General features: G+C 70.9%; 16 protein-coding genes and 1 pseudogene. 6 read left to right on the forward strand and 11 right to left on the reverse strand.

The window, feature by feature from the left end:
* Positions 1-204 (reverse strand): annotated as a pseudogene (locus GPA04_RS21180) (hypothetical protein); the annotation flags it as partial.
* A gap of 69 nt (positions 205-273) precedes the next feature.
* Here GPA04_RS21180 and GPA04_RS05605 point away from each other — a divergent pair.
* The gene (locus GPA04_RS05605; protein WP_241680633.1) at positions 274-1167 is read left to right on the forward strand and encodes an HhH-GPD family protein; all 894 of its coding nucleotides are present in this window, start codon (positions 274-276) and stop codon (positions 1165-1167) included.
* On the opposite strand, the gene GPA04_RS05610 is transcribed toward GPA04_RS05605, so the two are convergent.
* Positions 1130-2371, reverse strand: a complete 1242-nt coding sequence (locus GPA04_RS05610) for an MFS transporter (protein ID WP_156223110.1) — start codon at positions 2369-2371, stop codon at positions 1130-1132. The genes GPA04_RS05605 and GPA04_RS05610 overlap by 38 nt on opposite strands.
* A complete protein-coding gene (locus GPA04_RS05615; protein ID WP_156223111.1) occupies positions 2368-2982 on the reverse strand; it encodes a winged helix-turn-helix domain-containing protein in 615 nt (204 codons plus the stop codon). The genes GPA04_RS05610 and GPA04_RS05615 overlap by 4 nt, the downstream gene beginning before the upstream one ends.
* Before the next feature lie 104 nt (positions 2983-3086).
* Here GPA04_RS05615 and GPA04_RS05620 point away from each other — a divergent pair, with 104 nt between their 5' ends.
* Complete coding sequence (locus GPA04_RS05620) at positions 3087-3584, forward strand: hypothetical protein (RefSeq protein WP_156223112.1); 498 nt, start codon at positions 3087-3089, stop codon at positions 3582-3584.
* An 84-nt stretch (positions 3585-3668) separates the two neighbouring features.
* Here GPA04_RS05620 and GPA04_RS05625 read toward each other — a convergent pair whose 3' ends face one another.
* A complete protein-coding gene (locus GPA04_RS05625) occupies positions 3669-4670 on the reverse strand; it encodes a sugar-binding transcriptional regulator (RefSeq protein WP_241680634.1) in 1002 nt (333 codons plus the stop codon).
* Between the two features lie 124 nt (positions 4671-4794).
* On the opposite strand from GPA04_RS05625, the gene GPA04_RS05630 reads away from it, so the two are divergent.
* The 3 genes from GPA04_RS05630 (at position 4795) to glpK (ending at position 8982) form a co-directional block, all read left to right on the forward strand.
* Complete coding sequence (locus GPA04_RS05630) at positions 4795-6531, forward strand: glycerol-3-phosphate dehydrogenase/oxidase (RefSeq protein WP_436277903.1); 1737 nt, start codon at positions 4795-4797, stop codon at positions 6529-6531.
* 88 nt (positions 6532-6619) lie between these two features.
* Entirely contained in the window at positions 6620-7354 is a 735-nt protein-coding gene (locus GPA04_RS05635; RefSeq protein ID WP_156223113.1) for an MIP/aquaporin family protein, read from the forward strand.
* A gap of 107 nt (positions 7355-7461) precedes the next feature.
* On the forward strand, positions 7462-8982 hold the full coding sequence (gene glpK, locus GPA04_RS05640; RefSeq protein WP_156223114.1) for a glycerol kinase GlpK: 1521 nt from the start codon (positions 7462-7464) through the stop codon (positions 8980-8982).
* Positions 8983-9086: 104 nt separating this feature from the next.
* Here glpK and GPA04_RS21300 read toward each other — a convergent pair whose 3' ends face one another.
* Positions 9087-9497 (reverse strand): TM2 domain-containing protein, encoded by a 411-nt coding sequence (locus tag GPA04_RS21300; RefSeq protein WP_156223115.1) that lies wholly within the window; start codon positions 9495-9497, stop codon positions 9087-9089.
* A 279-nt stretch (positions 9498-9776) separates the two neighbouring features.
* Positions 9777-11123 carry an alpha-hydroxy acid oxidase gene (locus GPA04_RS05650; RefSeq protein ID WP_156223116.1) on the reverse strand — a complete coding sequence of 449 codons (1347 nt, stop codon included), beginning with the start codon at positions 11121-11123 and terminating at the stop codon, positions 9777-9779.
* A gap of 208 nt (positions 11124-11331) precedes the next feature.
* Here GPA04_RS05650 and GPA04_RS05655 point away from each other — a divergent pair, with 208 nt between their 5' ends.
* Complete coding sequence (locus tag GPA04_RS05655; protein WP_156223117.1) at positions 11332-12252, forward strand: AEC family transporter; 921 nt, start codon at positions 11332-11334, stop codon at positions 12250-12252.
* Positions 12253-12294: 42 nt separating this feature from the next.
* On the opposite strand, the gene GPA04_RS05660 is transcribed toward GPA04_RS05655, so the two are convergent.
* From GPA04_RS05660 to GPA04_RS05680, 5 genes are all read right to left on the reverse strand, one after another.
* On the reverse strand, positions 12295-13068 hold the full coding sequence (locus GPA04_RS05660) for a phosphotransferase enzyme family protein (protein WP_206674135.1): 774 nt from the start codon (positions 13066-13068) through the stop codon (positions 12295-12297).
* Positions 13065-14219: an alpha/beta hydrolase family protein gene (locus GPA04_RS05665; protein ID WP_156223119.1), complete on the reverse strand. Its 1155-nt coding sequence runs from the start codon at positions 14217-14219 to the stop codon at positions 13065-13067. Before GPA04_RS05665 ends, GPA04_RS05660 begins: the two co-directional genes overlap by 4 nt.
* Positions 14220-14347: 128 nt before the next feature.
* Complete coding sequence (locus GPA04_RS05670) at positions 14348-15250, reverse strand: carbohydrate ABC transporter permease (protein WP_156223120.1); 903 nt, start codon at positions 15248-15250, stop codon at positions 14348-14350.
* Positions 15250-16143 (reverse strand): carbohydrate ABC transporter permease, encoded by an 894-nt coding sequence (locus tag GPA04_RS05675; protein WP_156223121.1) that lies wholly within the window; start codon positions 16141-16143, stop codon positions 15250-15252. Before GPA04_RS05675 ends, GPA04_RS05670 begins: the two co-directional genes overlap by 1 nt.
* Entirely contained in the window at positions 16140-17462 is a 1323-nt protein-coding gene (locus GPA04_RS05680; RefSeq protein WP_156223122.1) for an ABC transporter substrate-binding protein, read from the reverse strand. The genes GPA04_RS05675 and GPA04_RS05680 overlap by 4 nt, the downstream gene beginning before the upstream one ends.
* Between the last annotated feature and the right edge of the window lie 80 nt (positions 17463-17542).

A 17542-nucleotide genomic window follows, 5' to 3' on the forward strand; every position in this document is an offset into this window, starting at 1 on the left:
CGTGCGAGCGCCGCTCCGGGCCGGCGTGCTGGTGCGGGCGCCCCGTGAGGGCGCGTCCGAGCGAGCACCGGGTCGGGCGGACGTGCCGTCGCGAGCGCCGGTCCGGGTGCGCGCCGCGGCGCCGGCCGGACGCGGGCCGGCGGACCTGTCGGCCTTCTTCGGGGAGGAGCCACCCCGGGCGGGCGGGGTCGCGGTGCTCCTCATGGCGGTGACGGTAACCCAGCTCGCGCCCCGAGCCCGGCAGACATTCCGCCGGCAGGCGAGACTGTGCAGGTGACGACGAGCAGCGAGCACCCGGAGCGGCTGTTGCCGCTCGTGCTCGACTGGTACGCCAGGCACCGGCGCGACCTCCCGTGGCGGGTCCCGGGCACCTCGGCGTGGGCGGTCCTGGTGTCGGAGGTGATGCTGCAGCAGACCCCGGTGGTGCGCGTGGAGCCCGCCTGGCGGGAGTGGATGCAGCGCTGGCCCGACCCTGCGGCGCTGGCCGCTGCGACGCCCGCCGAGGTGCTGCGGGCCTGGGACCGCCTCGGGTACCCGCGCCGGGCGCTACGGCTGCGCGACGCCGCGATCGCGATCCGTGACCGGCACGGCGGCACCGTCCCCCGCACCACCGCGGAGCTGCGCGCGCTCCCGGGCGTCGGCAGCTACACGGCCGCGGCGATCCGGTCGTTCGCCTACGGCGAGCGCGACGTGGTGCTCGACACCAACGTCCGACGCGTCCTCGCGCGGGCGCTCGACGGCGCCGCGCTGCCCGCTCCGTCGCTGACCCGCGCCGAGGAGCGCCGCGCCGAGGCCGTGGTGCCGGCGGACCCGGCCACCAGCGCCCGGTGGAACATCGGGCTGATGGAGCTGGGAGCCCTGGTCTGCACCGCGCGGGCGCCGCGGTGCGGTTCGTGCCCGCTGGCGCACACGTGCGCGTGGCGCCGTGCGGGCGCACCCGGCGACGTCCACGCGGCCCGACGGCGTACCCAGCCCTGGCAGGGCACCGACCGCCAGGCCAGGGGGCGCCTCATGGCGGCCCTGAGGGACGCCGTCGAGCCGCTCGCCGTGACCGAGCTGCCCGACTGGGGCGACGAGACCCAGCGGGACCGCGCGCTCGCGGGACTGGTCGCCGACGGGCTCGTCGAGGTCACGCCACAGGCTCGATACCGGCTGCCGGAGGGGTAGGCAGCGGGGCGCGGCCGAGCACGAACCCCGCGGCCATGGCGCCGAGCACCCCCAGCAGCGTCCCGACCAGCAGCAGCCGGTAGTCCAGGACGGCGACCAGCCCGGCGCCGACCAGGGTCAGCAGCGCCTGCGGTGCGTTGATGCTCATCATCGTGGCCGCAGCGGTGCGGCCCTGCATGCGCGGCGTCGTCACCTTCTGGCGCACGGTCACGAAGGCGACCACGGTCCAGGTGACGCCGAAGCCCAGCACCGCCATGCCGCCCGCGACCACGACCACGCTCGAGGTGAGCATCGTCGCCGTCCCGAGCGCCAGCAGGGCCAGCCCGATCGAGAACGTGCGGACCTCGCCGAGGCGGCCGATCGCCGTCGCCGACGACGCGCCGCCGAGCACGGCGCCGATGCCCTGCACGCTGACCAGCACACCGAGCGCCGAGGTCTGCAGGCCCAGACCCTGCTCGATCACCGGGAACGCCGCGACGTTGAGCAGTGCCGTCGCGCTGAACGCGATCGTCACGAGCAGCGTCAGCGGGCCCAGCACCGGGGTGGCGACCACGTGGCGGAAACCTGCCCAGACCTGCCGGGAGAAGGACTCCGTGCTCGGTTCGCTCGGCGACTCCGCGACCTTGACCGCGAGCAGCAGCACAGCGGTCAGGAGGAAGCAGGCGATCGTCAGCAGCACGACCGAGTGCGGACCCAGGGCCACGTACATGGCGGTCCCGATCAGCGGCGAGATCAGCCTGAGCGCCTGGTCGATCGTGGACAGCATGCCGTTGCCGGAGGCGAGGTCGGCGTCGGGGAGCATGTCGCGCAGCAGCGCCGACTGCGCCGCACCGGTGAGCACGCCGAGGGTGCCGTAGCCGAAGATCACGAGGTAGATCAGCCAGATCTGCTCCGGCCCCCGCACCAGCAGCATCGAGGCGACCACCACCGCGCCGATCAGGTTCCCCGTGACCATCAGCCGGCGCCGCGCGAACGTGTCGACGAGGTGCCCCATCAGCGGCCCGGTGAGGGTCGCGAGCCCGAGCGCGGCGAACACGATCGCCGCCGCGGCGTCCGAGCCGGAGAGATCCTTCACCCAGACGGCGACCGAGAGGTAGAGGGCGCTGTCACCCACGTTGGTCGCGAACCACGCGACCGAGAGCCGCCGGAAGGACCGGTGCCTCCAGGCCGCCGGTCGACGGCGGAGCGCTGCCGCGATGCTCATCGCTCGTCGCCTTCCTGGGCGGGCGGCTCGGGGTTCAGCACGGCGAACAGGTGGCTGCGCCGCGCCCCCGGGGGCCGCAGCGACGGGTCGGCGTCGCGTCCCCCGAACCACTCCGCGGCGACCGTCTGCAGGTGCTCGCTCAGCCGCGCGAGCTCGGCGGCGTCGGCCCAGAACACGCTGGAGGTGACCGTGCTCGCCTGCGCCCACTCCTCCTGCTCCTGCGGGTAGCCGGCGAGATAGGTGCGGATCCGCTCCGCCTGCCGCAGCACCTGCAGCCCGGCGAGCTCGGCGACCGCGCGCCGCGACCCGGGCGCCTCCGCTGCCTCGGAGCTGGGCCTGACGTCCAGGCCGCCGCGCACGGTCGAGCGCCACGGCCGTTCGCGACCACGCCGGGGGGCCGGCTCGATGAACCCGTACTTCGCGAGCGTGTGCAGGTGGAAGGAGCACGAGGCGACCGACTCGTCGACCGCGTCCGCACACTGCGTCGCGGTGGCGTCCTCGACGTTCTCGAGGTAGTCGAGCAGGGCCAGGCGGACCGGGTGCGCCAGCGCGCGGATCCTCTCGGGACTGCTGATCGAGGTCTGCGTGCGGCCGGGGTGCTCGGTGCTCATGCGCTCACGCTAGATCATCAAGAAATCTTTATCAAGTGTTATTGATCAAGAACTCTTGAGCGAGTCGATCGGCTGCGTGGCCACCAGGGCCTATCGTCATCGCTGTGGAGACCGTGCCCGCCGACGTGCTGATCGCACGCGCCGTCCGCGCCCACACGCGTGCGCTGGTGACGCTCGCCGCCGCGTGCGTCGTGCTGGCCGGCATCGGGACCGCGGCGCTCTCGCTCGCGGGCGAGGACCTCCGCACCCCTCCCATCACGGCCGGGCTGTCGGTGCTGGGGGTCGCCCAGGTGTGCGCGCTGGTCGCGGCCGGCATCGCCGGTCTTGGCCTGCTGCGCGTGCTGCGCGAGGTCGGCGAGCCCGGCAGCCACGACTCCGCGGCCGCCGTGCGCTCCCACGTGCCCGTCGACGCCATCCGCAGGACGGCGGCGCGGTTCGCGATCCTGATGCGCGTCATCGTCGGCGCCTGCGTGCTCGTCATCGCGGTCTGGGCCGTCGCCGACGCGGCCGGCATCATCGGCGCCGTCATCGGTGCCGTGGTGACGTTGCAGCTCGTCGTCGCGCTCGCGGTGCTGCGGGTCCACCTGCTCCGCTCGCTCTGACCGAGAGCACCGCCCTTCCCCGATTTCAACGCACTTTCGACGTGTCGAAAGTGCGTTGAAAGCGGGGAAAAGGGGCGGCGCCGGTCAGGAGGGGCGGGCGGTGGCCCGCTCCAGCAGGTTGCCGGCGGTCGTCTCGTCGAGGACGAGGTCGGTGGCCACCCGGGCGCGCAGCGCGCCGAGGAGTGCCGGCACCTTCCGGTCGCCGACCACGACGCACACGCGTCGCGCGATCCGGCGCAGCTCGCGCGGGGTCGGGCCGGTGGCTCGGCTGTTGATCTCGATGTCGCGGTAGCTGCCGTCCTCACGATGGAACACGGTGCAGACGTCACCGACGACGCCGTCGGCGGTCAACGCCGTCATCTCCTGGTCGGTGAGGTACCCGGCCGAGTAGACGTGCGAGGGGACCTCCGCCGTCAGGGCGCCGACGCCGAACAGGGCGATGTCGACCCGGCGCTGCATGTCCAGCACCCGCGAGACGCTGCGCTCGCGCCACATCAGCGTCTTGGTCTCGGGGTGGTCGAAGAAGGCCGGCACAGGGAAGTGCTGACTGGTGGCGTCGAAGTTCTCCGCGATCGCGCCGATCAGGTCGCTCGCGTAGGTGATGCCGCTGGCGTAGGTGTTGGCCGCCCCGTTGAGCTGGACCACGGTCGAGCCGGTCGTGGGCATGCGGCGCAGGTGGCCGGCGATCGCCGAGACCGTGGTCCCCCACGCCACCCCCAGCACCATCCGGGAGGTGAACCACTGCCCGAGCAGGTTCGCCGCCACGGCCGCCACCTGGTCCAGCCGCTGCAGCTCGGTGGATCGCGGCCGTACCGGAACCACGTGCGCACGGATGCCGAACGTGGCCGCCAGCCGGTGACCCAGGTTCTGCCCGCTCCGGCTGGTGGGCTGCTCGACGGCGATCCGCACCATCCCCACCTCACGTGCGTGGGCGATCATCCGCGACACGGTCGAGCGCGAGACCTGCAGGGTCGTGGCGATGACGTCCATCGTCTGGTTCTGCAGGTAGTACATCGTGGCGGCGCGGAAGGCGTCCTCGTCCTGCACGGTTTCACGGCCTCCCAGCGCGGTCTGCGGGTCCTGCACGTATGTGCAGGATGCTTGCGCGAATGTGCGCGACCCGCAAGTCTGTGACCCGTGCGGCGTCGCAGCCGCACCCGGGTCCCGTTCTCGGGACGTCGGTCAGACCTAGAAGGGAGCGGTGTCCATCGTGACAGCAACGGCCCTCACCGCGCAGACCCGCACCGAAGCCCTGGCAGCCATGAGCGATGACGCCGGGCTCGACGTCCTCGTCGTCGGTGGCGGCGTCACCGGCGCCGGCATCGCCCTGGATGCCGCCACCCGCGGCTTGCGGACCGGCATCGTCGAGGCGCAGGACTGGGCGAGCGGCACCTCCTCCCGCTCCAGCAAGCTCGTGCACGGCGGCCTGCGCTACCTGCAGATGCTCGACTTCCACCTGGTGCACGAGGCGCTCAACGAGCGCGACCTGCTGCTGTCCGAGCTCGCACCGCACCTGGTGCGCGCCGTGCCGTTCTTGTACCCGCTGGAGCACCGCGTCTGGCAGCGTTTCTACGTCGGGTCCGGGGTGGGCCTGTACGACGCGCTGGCCTCGCTGTCCTCCCGCCGTCGTGCGACCCCGTTCCACAAGCACCTCTCCCACACCCAGCTCCACAAGGTCTTCCCCGACCTGCGCTCCGACGCCGCGATCGGGGCGATCCAGTACTGGGACGCCCAGGTCGACGACGCCCGCCTGGTCGTCACCCTGGTCCGCACCGCCGCCGCCTACGGCGCGCTCGCCGCGTCCCGCACCCAGGTCGTCGAGCTCACCAAGCAGGGCGAGCAGGTCACCGGTGCCGTCGTCGTCGACCTCGAGACCGGTGAGCAGCGCACCATCAAGGCCACGACGGTCATCAACGCGACCGGGGTCTGGACCGAGAAGACCGAGGCCCTGGCCGGCACCGAGGGCGGCCTGCGCGTGCTGGCGAGCAAGGGCATCCACATCGTGGTCCCCCGCGAGCGCATCCGGGGCGAGCGAGGCCTGATCCTGCAGACCGAGAAGAGCGTCCTGTTCGTGATCCCGTGGTCGCGGTACTGGGTGATCGGCACCACCGACACCGCCTACACCGAGGACCCGGTGCACCCGGTCGCCACCGCCGAGGACATCGACTACGTGCTCGACCACGCCAACGCGGTCCTGCGCGACCCGCTCACGCGCGACGACGTGATCGGCACCTGGGCAGGGCTCCGCCCGCTGCTGCAGCCCGGCACCAAGGAGGGCACCTCCTCCGCCAAGGTCTCGCGCGAGCACACCACCGCCTCCCCCACCCCCGGGCTGGTGGTCATCGCCGGCGGCAAGCTCACGACCTACCGCGTGATGGCCAAGGACGCCGTGGACTTCGCCCTGGGCGAGCAGGCCAGGACGACGCCCTCGATCACCGACCGTGTGCCGCTGGCCGGCGCCGTCGGGTTCGCGACCGCCCGGCGCAAGGCGCGCGGCTGGGCCGACACCTATGGCTGGACCAAGCAGATCACCGACCACCTGCTGCACCGCTACGGCGGTCAGCTGCGCGACATCGTGGCGGCGATCGAGACCCAGCCCGACCTCGCGAAGCCTCTCGAGGGCGCCCCCGACTACCTCCGTGCCGAGATCGCGTTCGCGGCGACGCACGAGCAGGTGGTCCACCTCGAGGACGTGATGCTCCACCGCACCCGCCTCACCTACGAGCAGCGCGACGGCGGAGCCGCGGCTCTCGACGAGATCGTCGAGATCCTCACGCCGATCCTCGGGTGGGACGCCGAGCGGGCGGCGGCTGAGAAGCAGTCCTACCTCGACCGACGGGCGGCCGAGGAGGCCGCCGCACAGACCACCAGCGATGCCGAAGGCGCGCTGGCCAGGGCTCGGGCGCGCGACATCGTCCCGATGCGTCCCCTCGACGCGCCTACCTGAGCCCGGTGCCGCGCAGCGGCATGCTGTCGGTGTGGCGCATCGGGGCGCTCACACCCTTCACCCCCTCGATGACGAGAAAGAGAGTCTGATGGACATCATCATCCCGGAGGCAGTGGGCACGTTCCTGCTGATCCTCCTCGGCTGCGGCGTCGTCGCGAACGTCGTGCTGGCCGGCACCAAGGGCAACGGCGGGGGCTGGCTGCTCATCAACTTCGGATGGGGACTCGGCGTGTTCGCCGGTGTCTACGCCGCCGTCGACACCGGTGCTCACATCAACCCGGCCGTCACGTTCGGGCTGTGGGCCGCGGGCGGGGACCTCGCACCGGAGATCCCGGCCACCGTCTCGAACGTGCTGATGTACCTGGTCGGCCAGTTCATCGGTGCGATCCTGGGTGCGGTGTTCTGCTGGCTCGCCTACAAGCAGCACTTCGACGACGAGCCGGACCCCGCGAACAAGCTCGCGGTGTTCTCGACCGGCCCGGCGAAGCGCTCCTACGGCTGGAACACCGTCACCGAGGTGATCGCCACCTTCGTGCTGGTGTTCGTCGTGATCTCGTTCGCGGGAACCCCCAGTGAGCTCGGCCCGCTGGCCGTGGCGCTGCTGGTGGTCGGTATCGGCGCCAGCCTCGGTGGTCCCACCGGCTACGCGATCAACCCCGCACGTGACCTCGGACCGCGCATCGCGCACGCGATCCTGCCGATCAAGGGCAAGGGCTCCTCGGACTGGGGGTACTCCTGGGTCCCGGTGCTCGGTCCGGTCATCGGAGGCGTGCTGGCGGGGCTGCTCGCCGACCCGCTACTCAGCTTCCTGCCGCTGGACTGATCTCGCTACGGGGTGCCGTCGCTGATCTCGACGGCACCCCGCGCACCGCCCCGAACCACTGCGCCGTCATCTCGGCGCGCCACACGATGAAGTGAAGGGAACCCCTCATGGCTGACGAGAAGTTTGTCCTCGCGATCGACCAGGGCACCACCAGCACCCGCGCGATCGTCTTCAACCACTCCGGCGAGATCGTCGAGAGCGGCCAGCTCGAGCACGAGCAGATCTTCCCGAAGGCGGGCTGGGTCGAGCACGACCCGGTCGAGATCTGGCGCAACACGCGCGAGGTGGTCGCGCTGGCGCTGACCCGCGCCAACATCACCAAGGACAGCCTGGCCGCGGTGGGCATCACCAACCAGCGCGAGACCGCCGTCGTCTGGGACAAGAACACCGGCGAGCCCGTCTACAACGCGATCGTCTGGCAGGACACCCGCACCCAGAAGATCGTCGACGAGCTCGGCGGCGGTGACGGCGACAAGTACAAGGCGAAGGTCGGTCTCCCGCTCGCGACCTACTTCTCCGGCCCCAAGGTCAAGTGGATCCTCGACAACGTCGAGGGCGCGCGTGAGAAGGCCGAGGCCGGCGACCTCCTTTTCGGCAACACCGACACCTGGGTGCTCTGGAACCTCACCGGCGGCACCTCGGGCGGCGTCCACGTCACCGACGTGACCAACGCCAGCCGCACCATGCTGATGGACCTGTCGACGCTCGACTGGGACGCCGACATCGCCTCCGACATGGGCATCCCGCTCTCGATGCTGCCCGAGATCAGGTCCTCCTCCGAGGTCTACGGCGAGGGTCGGCCCAACGGCCACCTCGCCGGCATCCCGATCGCGGGGATCCTGGGAGACCAGCAGGCTGCGACCTTCGGGCAGGCGTGCTTCGAGGTCGGCATGGCCAAGAACACCTACGGCACCGGCAACTTCATGCTCATCAACACCGGCACCGAGCAGGTGCCGAGCGAGAACGGGCTGCTGACGACCGTCTGCTACAAGATCGGCGACCAGCCGGCCGTGTACGCGCTCGAGGGCTCGATCGCCGTCACCGGCTCGCTCGTGCAGTGGCTGCGCGACAACCTCGGCATCATCTCCTCCGCACCGGAGATCGAGGACCTCGCGAAGGGCGTCGAGGACAACGGCGGCGCCTACTTCGTGCCGGCGTTCTCGGGGCTGTTCGCCCCGCACTGGCGCTCCGACGCCCGCGGCGCCCTGGTCGGTCTGACCCGGTACGTCAACAAGGGCCACATCGCGCGGGCCGCGCTGGAGGCCACGGCCTTCCAGACCCGCGAGGTGCTCGATGCCATGAACGCGGACTCGGGTGTGGACCTGACCGAGCTCAAGGTCGACGGCGGCATGATCGCCAACGAGACGCTCATGCAGTTCCAGGCGGACATCCTGGGCGTGCCGGTGGTGCGTCCGAAGGTCGCGGAGACCACGGCGCTCGGTGCGGCCTACGCGGCCGGCATCGCCGTGGGGTTCTGGAACGGCGAGCAGGACGTCATCGACAACTGGGCCGAGGACAAGCGCTGGGAGCCCTCGATGGAGGACGCCGAGCGCGACAGGCTCTACCGCAACTGGAAGAAGGCCGTCACGAAGACCTTCGACTGGGTCGACGAGGACACCGAGGCCTGACGCCCTCGACGGCGTCGCTCACCACCCACGACACGCCCCCGTCGGCCATCGGCCGGCGGGGGCGTCTCGCCGTGTCGGCGCTGCTGCGACGGTAGCCGCGCCGGCTACTCCCAGCTGCGGACGCGGGCGCCCTGACCGTCGTGCGCGCTCCCCGCGACGATCACGATGAAGTCGATCAGCGGCCAGATGCCGAGCGTCGCCCAGCCCAGCAGCAGCTTGGCGACCCCCATCCCGATGTTGCCCAGGTAGAACCGGTCCACGCCGAGCCCGCCGAGGAAGAAGCTGAGCAACGAGGCGACCGTGCGGCTCTTGGCCGAGATGAGCTCACCTGGCGTGCCGTAGGGATACGGGCTCATCACGCCGTCCTGGACCGGCGAGTGGTACGGGCCGGAAGCGTAGGGCTGCCCGTAGGCCGGCGGGTGCTGGCTGGCCGCGTAGTGCTGCCCGTACGCCGGCGGCGGATACGACACCGGCGGCGGGTACGAGACCGGCGTCGGGCCGTAGCCGGGCGTCATGGGCTGCTGCTGAACCGGCGGCTGACCCGGGTACGGGGCGGTCTGCGGGATCCAGCCGAACGATCCGTCGTCATGCGTGGGTTGACCTGGTGCCGACATCGAGTACCCCGAGCTCTGTGCCGGAACCGCTCCGGTGGCGCGGGAGAGGTGACCTCTCCTTCAGGCCGCATGCTAGCCGAGCACCAGGCGCGCCTGCAGGGGATCCGAGGCGACCCCGTCCATGCCGATGTCGGCATCCGGTCCGGGGGTCGTCCGGAGAACTGGAGGAGCTTCGTGACCTCAGTCCGTGGTCGTCCCGGCTCGCTTGCGGCTGCCGGTCCGTGCAGGCCTGGTCGTCGCCCGGGCCGGCGCGGCGGCGTCGACGCTCGCCTCGGCCGCCGCGGCGGTCGCCGGGCTGATCTGCCGGGGCGCCAGCCGCACCAGCTGGGTGACGTGCTGCGGACCCAGCTCCTCGAGGCTGGCGACCCCGATGAGCCTCATCACGCGCTCGATCTCGCCCGTGATGATCTGGAGCATCCGCTCGACCCCGGGCTTGCCACCGGCCATGAGCCCGTACAGGTACGCGCGGCCGACCATCGTGAAGCGTGCGCCGAGGGCGACCGAGGCCACGACGTCGGCGCCGCTCATGATGCCGGTGTCCACGTGCACCTCGAGGTCCTTGCCGACCTCGCGGACGACCTCGGGCAGCAGCAGGAACGGCACCGGCGCGCGGTCGAGCTGACGCCCGCCGTGGTTGGAGAGCGTGATGCCGTCGACCCCGAGGTCGGCGAGCCTGCGGGCGTCCTCGACGCTCTGCACACCCTTGATCACGACCTTGCCGTCCCAGTGCGAGCGGATCTCGGCCAGGGCGTCGTAGTCGATGCTCGGGTCGAACATCGCGTCCAGGATGTCGGCGACCGACCCGTCGAACTTGGTGATCGAGGCGAACTCCAACGGCTCGGTGGTGAGGTAGTTGATCCACCACTCGGGCCGCGGCAGCGCGTCCAGGATCGTCATCGGCGTCAGCTGCGGCGGGAAGGACATGCCGTTGCGCTTGTCACGATGGCGGGCCCCCGCGACCGGGGTGTCGACCGTGATGAGGAGGGTGTCGTAGCCGGCCGCCTTGGCGCGCTCGACCAGATCGAGGGAGCGCTGCCGCTCCTTCATCATGTACAGCTGGAACCACAGCCGCCCGCGCGGGGCCGCCTTGCGGACCTCCTCGATCGAGGTGGTCCCGAGCGTGGAGAGCGTGAACGGGACGTCGAACTGCTGGGCGACCGCAGCACCGGCCCGCTCACCGGCGGCATGCATCAGCCGGGTGAAGCCGGTCGGTGCGATGCCCACCGGGTACGCCGACGGCTTGCCCAGGACGTCCCACGACGTCGAGACGTTCGTGACGTCGCGCAAGATGCTGGGGTGGAACTCGACGTCCTCGAAGGCCCGCCGCGCTCGCGCCAGCCCGACCTCGTTCTCAGCGGCACCGTCGGTGTAGTCGAACGGGCCCTTCGGGGTGCGGCGCTTGGCGATCCGCCGCAGGTCCCAGATCGTCTGGGCCTTGGCGAGCCGCGCACCAGCGAAGTCCAGGCTCGGGGCGCGGAAGTTGAGCTGCTCGCGCAGCACGGAGAGGTTCGGGAGTCGTCGTTCCATGGCCTGTTCTCGTGTGGTGGTCGACGGCGGCAGTGCAGTCTCGCCGACCTCAGCCTAGTTCCGAGGTTTTACCGATTCAATCCAGGAGACCGCGGAGGGCGCGAACGACGCCGCCGATCCCCTTCGTTGTGCATTCGTACCAGTATGTGGGCTTTCCATCCCGGCATGCGATACGGTCGGTGATCGTGACGTCCGGGGTGAGCCGCCGATGATCGCCGTCTTGACGTCCCTGGGCACGATGGCAGCCATCGTCGCCGTGGGATGGCTGCTCGGCCACCTCAAGGTCCTCGGCGACGGCGCGCAGCTGGTCATCGCCAAGCTCGTGTTCGTGGTCGCGACCCCGTCGCTGCTGTTCGCCACGATCGCCGAGTCCGACCTGCACCTGCTGCTCACCCGGACCGCGCTCGTCACCGTGGTGACGACGAGCGCGATGGCCGTGATCGCCGCGCTCGTGCTGCGCCTCGTGCTGCGCCGGGACGCCGGACAGACGACGATCGGCGCGCTCTCGGCCTCCTATCTCAACGCCGGCAACCTCGGGCTGCCGCTGTCGGTCTACATGCTCGGCAACCCGGTCGCGATCGTCCCGACGCTGCTGTTCCAGCTGCTGGTGCTGGCACCTGCGGCGTTCGTGGTGATGGAGTCGCGCGGCAGCGGCCGGGGTGGCCGAGCGGTGCTGATCGGGCTCGGTCGGTCGCTGCGCAACCCGATCATCATCGCGGCCCTGGCCGGGGTGGCGCTGGCGCTGCTGCCGGACGCCCCGACGTGGCTGCTCAACCCGTTCCACCTGGTCGGCGCCGCCGCGGCGCCGCTGGCCCTGATCATGCTCGGCATGACGTTGTCCGGGCCGCAGGCCAGCGGCAGCCGCGCCCCGGCCCCGGACCTCGCGCTCGCCGTGGTGCTGCGCACGATCGGCCACCCGGTCGCCGCATGGGCGCTGGGCACCTGGCTCGGCCTCGAGGGTGCGGCGCTGTTCGGCGTGGTGGCGATGGCTGCGCTGCCCACGGCGCAGAACGTCCTCGTCTACGCGATGCGCTACGGCAGTGGTCAGCCGATCGCCCGCGACTCCCAGCTGGTCACCACCGTGCTCGCGGTCCCGGTCCTGATCGTCGTGGCGCTGCTGTTCGGCTGAGCCGCGGAGACCCGCCGACCCTGCGGCGCCGGTCAGCACCGGTCAGCTCAGCATCCGCTCGAGGTTGCTCTCGAACCACGCGAGGTGCTCGACGGCCTCCCGGAGGAACCCGTCGGCCACCCAGGTGCGCTGCGGCTCGATCCCGCGCGCGGCAAGGTCGGCGACCTCCTCGCAGGTGCGCCGCTTGCGGGCCAGGATCGCGGCGGCGATCTCCGCGACGTCGATGTCCTTCTCGTAGCCGTAGCCGTCGAGGAAGACGCGCAGCCGTGCGCTGCGGTCGGGCACCTCGGTGAAGCCGTGCCAGCGCAGGCAGTCCTCGTCGCTGCGCAGCGGCAGCAGGTAGTCGAGCGCGTAGGCGATGTCGTCCATCGCGGGCCCGGGGCGCGCGAAGTCCCAGTCGAAGAGGCCGACCGCCAGCCCGTCGCGCCACGCCATGTTCCACGGACCGGGATCGCCGTGCAGCACGGTGAGCGACTCGCCCGCGACCCCCGGAAAGGCCCAGACCGCTCCCGGCGGCGGATCGAAGCTGCGGGCGGCATCGTGCATGCGCCGCAGCAGCGCGGCGGCGGACCGCAGGCCGCGGTCGGTCGCCTGCAGGGCCCACGCGTCCTTCCCGGCGACGCCCGCCACGAACCGGACGACCTCGACCCCCGTGGCGCCGCCGTCACCGGTGGCCGCCGGCTGGTACGAGAGCGGCTCGGGTACCTCGAGGCCCTGCCCGTGCAGGTGGCGCAGCAGTGCGTGCACGGTCGGTGTCCAGGCGTGGGCCGGGCGCCGCACGAGGTCGCCGTCGACCTCGACCCGGCGCTCGCTCACGCGCGCATCACCGTCTCGAGCCAGGCGAACGCCTCGGTCCGTATCTCACCGGCGAGGCAGTGGGGCAGATCGGCGAGGACGCCGCGGTAGGCGTCCGGAGCGCCGGCCTCGACGTAGAGCCGGCCGATGCGGTCGTGCGCGGCACGCATGCCCGCCTCGGAGAACAGCCTGTCCCGGAGGCCGTAGCCCACGAAGAGCGGCAGCGGCCGGGCGGAGGCCGCGATGTCCGGCCAGTCGGCCACGCGCCCGAGGCCGGGGTTGTTCATCATCCAGGTGTGGCTGTGCAGGTAGCCGTCGAGCAGGTGCTCGTAGGTCGACATCATCGAGGCGATCACGGCCGCCCGGAGCTGTCCCGGCGCCGCGAGCGCCGCAAGGGTCGCCGCTCGCGCCCCTCCCCCGGACATGCCGATGACGGCGACGCCACCCGGCGCCACGCCGCCGAGCCTGGTGAGGAGGTCCACGGCGATCAGGTCCTCCCGGCCGACGACACCACCCCACGACGTCCCCAGCACGCCCAAGGTCTTGGCCATCGCGTCCTCGTGCGCGGCGGCGTGCACGTCGTAGGTCCGGCTCTCGCTCAGCGCCTGCCCGTCGTGAGCCATCGCTGCCAGCTGCAGCGCCGCCACGCTCTCGCTGCGCCACGGCATGTCCTCCAGGGGCGCTCGACGCGAGCCCCAGCCGAACACGTCGTGCACGAGGACCGAGAAGCCGCGGCGGGCGAGATCATTGGCGTACGGCCGGCCGTCGTAGTACTCCTCGCGGCACGCCAGCACCTCGGGCGTGGGCCCGTCCGGTCCGTCGGCGATCTTCTCCTTGCCGACGTACTTCATCCCACCGTGGCAGTGCAGCGCCACGACGCCGGGAAGCGCACCGGTCGCGCCCGCGGGACGCAGCAGCCACCCCTGTGCGGGCGCCCCGAAGCCGACGTCCCAGGTGAGCTCGACGCCGTCGACGCCGTCAACCTGCCAGGTACGCCCGCGCTCGGGGGTCACCGGGGACCACGGCGGCGGGTTGAGGACGTCCCGGAACCGTGCGCGGACGGCAGCACCGTCGGCGTCCGCGGCCAGGACCGGGCCGGCTGACCGCAGCAGCGGCAGCAGACCTGAGATCGAGCCGAGGTCGGCGAGCACGGGTGGTGAGAGCTCCGGCACTGGTCATCGCTTTCGTCGGGGTTGCTGGTGGCGCAGCGAGGACAACCCTGCCACTCGACGGCGGCGACGTCGCGTCAGGTCGTCCGGGCCGCCGACGACCGGGGCCCAGCAGGCGGGTGGCGGACCGATCAGCCCTTGACGGCGCCCTGGGTGACGCCTTCCATCACCCAGCGCTGGGCGAGCAGGTAGGCGATGATCGCGGGCGCCATGGCCATCAGGTAGGACGCGAAGGCGATGTTGTAGTTGCTGCTGAACTGGCTCTGGAACAGGTTCTGCCGCACCGGAAGGGTCTGCATCGCCGGATCGGAGATGATGAGCGACGGCATCATGAAGTCGTTCCACGCGTAGAGGAACGCGAAGATGCCGACCGTCGCGCTCATCGGCGCCAGCAGCGGGAAGATCAGCTTCCAGAAGGTCTGCCAGGTCGTCGCCCCGTCGATCCGCGCGCTCTCCTCCAGCTCGATGGGGATCGAGCGCAGGAACGCGCTGAACAGCAGCACGCTGAAGCTCAGCTGGAACATGCTGGCGAGCAGGATGACGCCCAGCGGGTTGTCGAGCCCGAAGCGGCCGGTGAGCTGGATCTGCGGCAGCGCCACGACCGGGAACGGGATGAACATCGCACCGAGCAGGTAGAAGAACGCCCCCTTGAACAGCCGGTTGTCCCAGTTGCGGATGATGGCGTAGGACGCGAAGGCGGCCAGGAAGATCGTCAGCGCCACGGTCCCGGCGGTGACCAGCACGGAGACACCGAACCCGACTCCGGCGTCCGTCAGCTGCCAGGCGTCGATGAAGCCCTGGACGCTGATCGGCGAGGGCAGCGAGAACGCGTTGCCGTCGACCGACTGGGACGAGGTCTTGAAGGCCATCGCGATGGTGACGTACAGGGGCAGCAGCACGGTGACGGCGCAGAGGAGCAGGATGATCGTCGTCGGCCAGCTCACCCGCTCCAGCACCACTCTGGGTCGTCTGTTGCGGGAGCCCGCTCGGATGCCGGGTGTGGTGGGCGGAGCCTGGGCAGTGGTGGCGACCATCAGACGGAGTTCCTTCCGCGCGTCACGACGAGCTGGAGAACGGCGATGACGACCGCGACGACGAAGAACATCGTGGCGGTGGCCATCTGATAGGCGTAGTCGCCGGAGTTGAACCCGGAGATGATCGTCATCGCGATGCTGCGGGTCGCGGTGCCCGGCCCGCCGTTGGTGAGACCGACGATGACGTCGTAGGCGTTGAGGAAACCCTTGAACCCGAGAATGACGTTGATGAGGACGTAGCCGGCGACGAGCGGCAGCGTGATCCGGAGCAGCTGCTGCCGCCCGCTCGCGCCGTCGATCGCGGCGGCCTCGTAGACGTCACCCGGGATGGAGAGCAACCCCGCGATGTAGATCAGCAGCGCGCTGGGGATCGCCTGCCAGGCCGTCACGATCACGATCGCGATCCACGCCAGGTCCTCGCTCGCCAGCATGCTGGTCTGCAGCGCCTCGATCCCGAGCAGGCTGCCGAGCGCCGGCACCGAGTTCTGGAAGAGGAACTGGAAGACGTAGGCGATGATGATGCCGGACACGACCATCGGGATGACGAAGATGGCCCGCAGCCCGGTCTTGAACCGGATGCGTGCGACCAGCCCGACCGCGAGCAGCAGCGCGCACACGTTCACCACGACGACGGTGACGAGCGCGAACCCGAAGGTGAACAGGAAGCTCGAGGCGATCGCCGGATCACTGAACGCCGCGATGTAGTTCGTGAAGCCGCTGAACTGCCACTCACCGATGCCGATGGAGTCGGTGAAGCTGAAGAAGATGCCGATGATCCCCGGCACGGTGATGGCGAGCGTGAACAGGATGAGCGCGGGCAGCAGGAACGCGTAGTAGATCGGCTCGACCTTGCGGGCGCTGCGCGCGGTCGGCCTCGCGGTGGTGGCGGTCATCGCCCGTTCTCCTCGTTCTCGTTGGACGGGGCGGGCTGACGGAACGCCAGCCGTGCCCAGTCGGCGTCGAGCGTGGCCAGCTGGGTGGCGGGATCCGCTCCCAGGATGATCGCCTGCGCGTAGTTCTCGGTCGGGATCGAGCGCGGGATGAGGATGCCTGGCCCCTGGTAGACCTGACCGGCCTCGTAGTACTCGAGCATGCCCGCGACGCGTGGGTCGCTGGGCTGGGCGCCACCCTCCTGGGGGACGAACCCGAGCTGGGACTCGTTGTAGGCGGTGATGACCTCCGGTTGGAACAGGTACTCCAGGAAGTCCCGAGCCGACTCCTGGTGGTCCGAGCCCTCGGGGATCATGGCGGCGAGGTCGATGTTGACCCGGACCGCCAGGTCGGCAGGGTCCTCGGTCATCGGCAGCGGGAAGGTGCCGAGCTCGAGGTCGGGTGCCGTCAGCGCGAGCTCGCTGAAGGCCCACGGTCCCTGCAGGTACATGGCGCCCGCGCCGCTGGCGAAGTCGACATTTCCCCGGTCGTAGGTCCGGCTCGCCGCGTCGGCGTTCGTGTAGCTCTCCGCCAGCTCCACCATCTTCTCGACGGGTTCGAGGAACTGCTTCTGGAAGGCCACCTCGGAGTCCGGGCCCACCTCGGTGCCCTGTGCTGCGAGACGGTCGTAGAAGTCGATGACGTCCAGCGACCCGCCGATCGAGTAGTCGAACCAGCCCTGGTTGATGGTCCAGGCGTCGGCGAAGGTCGCGTAGAACGGGTCGATCCCGGCGGCCTTCAGGGTCTCGGCCACCTCGATGAGCTCGCTCCACGTCTGCGGGACCTCGAGGTCGTGCTCGGCGAAGATCTCCATGTTGTAGATGACGGAGGCGCCCATCACCGAGTAGGGCAGCGCCGGGGTACGCCCCTCGCAGACGCCGTACTGGTCGAGCAAGGGCTGCAGGTCGGTGCGCATCAGCGACGCCGCCTCGGTCTCGGAGAGATCGGAGAGCACGCAGCGCTGCACGAACCGGGCGATCTCGTAGTTGTAGTTGGCGAGCATGAGGTCGGGCGGGTTGCCACGGACGAAGCTCGCCGCGATCGCGTCGGGTCCCGAGGTGTCCATGATGACGCGGACGTCATCCTGCGAGGCGTTGTAGTCGGCGACGACCTGGGTCATGTACTCGATCGCCTCGCGCTTGCTGAAGGTGAACCGGATCTCCTCGGGTCCGCCGTCACCGCCTGCGCCGCAGGCACCCACGAGCACGAGTGCAGCAAGCGTGAGCGTCGCGGCGACCCGACGCCTCAGGCGGCGCGAGCGCGGCACGGGGATGGCGGCCATGGTCACTCCTTCGGGAGGGCACCATCCGACCGATCGCGGTCGTCGTCGACCGCAGCCGGTAGGTGCAGGGCAGATCCTTC

The sequence above is a fragment of the Pseudactinotalea suaedae genome (assembly GCF_009733815.1).
Lineage (GTDB): Bacteria > Actinomycetota > Actinomycetes > Actinomycetales > Beutenbergiaceae > Pseudactinotalea > Pseudactinotalea suaedae.

Bases quoted from the DNA above. Each gene is read 5' to 3' on its own strand.
- GPA04_RS05675 (WP_156223121.1), bottom strand. From the start codon at position 16,143: ATGACCGCCACCACCGCGAGGCCGACCGCGCGCAGCGCCCGCAAGGTC.
- GPA04_RS05670 (WP_156223120.1), bottom strand. From the start codon at position 15,250: ATGGTCGCCACCACTGCCCAGGCTCCGCCCACCACACCCGGCATCCGA.
- GPA04_RS05635 (WP_156223113.1), top strand. From the start codon at position 6,620: ATGGACATCATCATCCCGGAGGCAGTGGGCACGTTCCTGCTGATCCTC.
- GPA04_RS05680 (WP_156223122.1), bottom strand. From the start codon at position 17,462: ATGGCCGCCATCCCCGTGCCGCGCTCGCGCCGCCTGAGGCGTCGGGTC.
- GPA04_RS05655 (WP_156223117.1), top strand. From the start codon at position 11,332: ATGATCGCCGTCTTGACGTCCCTGGGCACGATGGCAGCCATCGTCGCC.
- GPA04_RS05610 (WP_156223110.1), bottom strand. From the start codon at position 2,371: ATGAGCATCGCGGCAGCGCTCCGCCGTCGACCGGCGGCCTGGAGGCAC.
- GPA04_RS05650 (WP_156223116.1), bottom strand. From the start codon at position 11,123: ATGGAACGACGACTCCCGAACCTCTCCGTGCTGCGCGAGCAGCTCAAC.
- GPA04_RS21300 (WP_156223115.1), bottom strand. From the start codon at position 9,497: ATGACGCCCGGCTACGGCCCGACGCCGGTCTCGTACCCGCCGCCGGTG.
- GPA04_RS05615 (WP_156223111.1), bottom strand. From the start codon at position 2,982: ATGAGCACCGAGCACCCCGGCCGCACGCAGACCTCGATCAGCAGTCCC.
- glpK (WP_156223114.1), top strand. From the start codon at position 7,462: ATGGCTGACGAGAAGTTTGTCCTCGCGATCGACCAGGGCACCACCAGC.